The 2,181-nt window shown below is 59.9% G+C and carries 2 protein-coding genes; both read left to right on the top strand.

Annotation, left to right across the window (positions count from 1 at the left end; translation table 11 throughout):
- Window positions 1-924, top strand: a 924-nt coding sequence (locus tag RMO23_RS04355) for a Fic family protein (RefSeq protein ID WP_309678874.1), incomplete at its 5' end; no start/stop codon positions are given.
- 109 nt (window positions 925-1,033) lie between these two features.
- Window positions 1,034-2,181: type I restriction endonuclease (locus RMO23_RS04350; protein WP_309678873.1), on the top strand; the 1,148-nt coding region annotated here is incomplete at its 3' end.

Genomic DNA, 2,181 nt, shown 5'->3' with positions numbered 1-2,181 from the left:
ATTCAGGCGGTGGGTTTGCAGGAGGCCAAGATTTCGTCGGAGATCGAAAACATCGTGACGACCGACGATGCGCTGTACCGCGGCTTTGCCAATGACGGCGAGGGCTCAGACCCCAAAACCAAAGAGGTGCTGCACTACAAGGATGCGCTGTGGCAGGGCTACCAGTGGGTCAAGCAGGACAACATGCCGCTGACCACACGGCTGTTTGACACGCTGTATCAGGTCGTCAAGCAGGCCGACGATGGTGTGCGGCGCCTGCCCGGCACTCGGCTGGCCAACCCGGCTGGCGAAACGATTTACACCCCGCCCGAGGGCGAGGGCGTGATCCGCGACAAGCTGGCCAATCTGGAGCGGTTTATCAATGAACCATCGGAGCTTGATCCCCTTGTACGGCTGGCGGTGATGCACTACCAGTTCGAGGCAATTCATCCGTTTCCGGACGGAAACGGCCGGGTGGGGCGGATATTGAACATCCTGTACCTGATTTCCGAGAAGCTGCTGGACGTGCCCATCCTTTACCTGTCGCGCTACATCATTGAACACAAGGGTGACTACTACCGGGGCTTGTCTGGCGTCACGGAGGAAGCGAAGTGGGAGGCTTGGGTGCTGTACATGCTGCGGGCCGTGGAGAGTACGGCCAAGCTCACCGGCGAACGCATTCTGGCCATTCTGGAGCTGAAGCAGGCCTCAATGGCCAAGGCTGAATCGGTACTGCCGAAAGTCCAGGTACCGGCAATTCTGGACGTGGTGTTTCGCCATCCGTACTGCAAGGTGAAGTTTCTGGAGCAGGCCGGCCTGGGTTCGCGCCCCACTTGTACCAAATACCTGCGGGCTTTGGTGGAGGCGGGTTTGTTGCGGGAGCAGCCTGTGTGGCGTGAGAACTACTTTATCAATGACGCGTTTTTCGAGGTTTTGGTGAAGTGATGCGCGTCGCTCATGTTGACTTTGTGTACATGAATCGGCTTTCATGTTAATAAAATTGGTTATTTTTTACATGACAAGACGCTCATGTCAAAGTCTTTGAGGTGACCCGATGACTGAAGACCAACTCGAACAAGAAGCCCTCGGCTGGCTGGCCGACGTGGGCTACAGCGTGGTTGGAGGCCCGGACATTGCGCCCGACGGTATCTCGCCCGAGCGCGAAAACTATCGACAGGTGATCTTGACCGGGCGGCTGCGCACCGCGATTGACCGGCTGAACCCTGGCGTGCCGGCTGCGGCGCGTGAAGACGCGCTCAAACAAGTGCTGGACCTGGGGATTCCGGCGCTGCTGACAGCCAACCGGCGTTTTCACCAGTTGCTGGTGACGGGCGTGCCGGTGCAGTACCAGAAGGATGGCGAAACGCGGGGCGACTTTGTGCGGCTGGTTGACTGGGCGCGCGCTGATAACAATGACTGGCTGGCCGTTAACCAGTTCAGCATCAAGGGGCCGAACCACACGCGCCGACCCGACATCATTCTTTTCGTGAACGGCTTGCCGATTGTTCTGCTGGAGATCAAGAACCCCGCAGCTGAAAACGCCAACGTCTGGAAGGCCTACGACCAGATACAGACCTACAAAGAGCAGATCCCGGACGTGTTCCAGACCAACGAGGTGCTGGTGATTTCTGACGGCACCGAGGCGCTGATGGGGTCGCTCTCAAGCGACGCCGAGCGCTTCATGGCCTGGCGCACGATTGATGGCAGCGTGCTGGACCCGCTGGGCGAGTTCAACGAGTTGCAAACGCTGGTGCGCGGCGTGCTGGCCCCGGCCTATTTGCTGGATTACCTGCGCTACTTTGTGCTGTTTGAAGACGACGGCACGCTGGTCAAAAAGATTGCCGGCTACCACCAGTTTCATGCGGTGCGCTCGGCCATTGGCAAAGTGATTGAGGCGTCACGCCCCGGCGGCAGCCAGAAGGGCGGCGTGGTGTGGCACACGCAGGGCAGCGGCAAAAGCATCACCATGACCTGCTTTGCCGCCCGCGTGATGCAGGCGCCGGCGATGGAAAACCCGACCATCGTGGTGATCAGCGACCGCAATGACCTGGACGGGCAACTCTTTGGCGTGTTCAGCCTGGCGCAGGACTTGCTCCGCGAGCAGCCGGTGCAGGCGCGCACGCGGCAGGAGCTGCGCACGCTGCTGGCGAATCGGCCGTCCGGCGGCATTGTGTTTGCGACCATCCAGAAGTTCATGCCGGG

The organism is Polaromonas sp. (assembly GCF_031411155.1).
In the GTDB taxonomy this organism is placed as follows: Bacteria; Pseudomonadota; Gammaproteobacteria; order Burkholderiales; family Burkholderiaceae_C; genus Polaromonas.
This window is presented reverse-complemented; position numbering and strand designations above follow the sequence as displayed.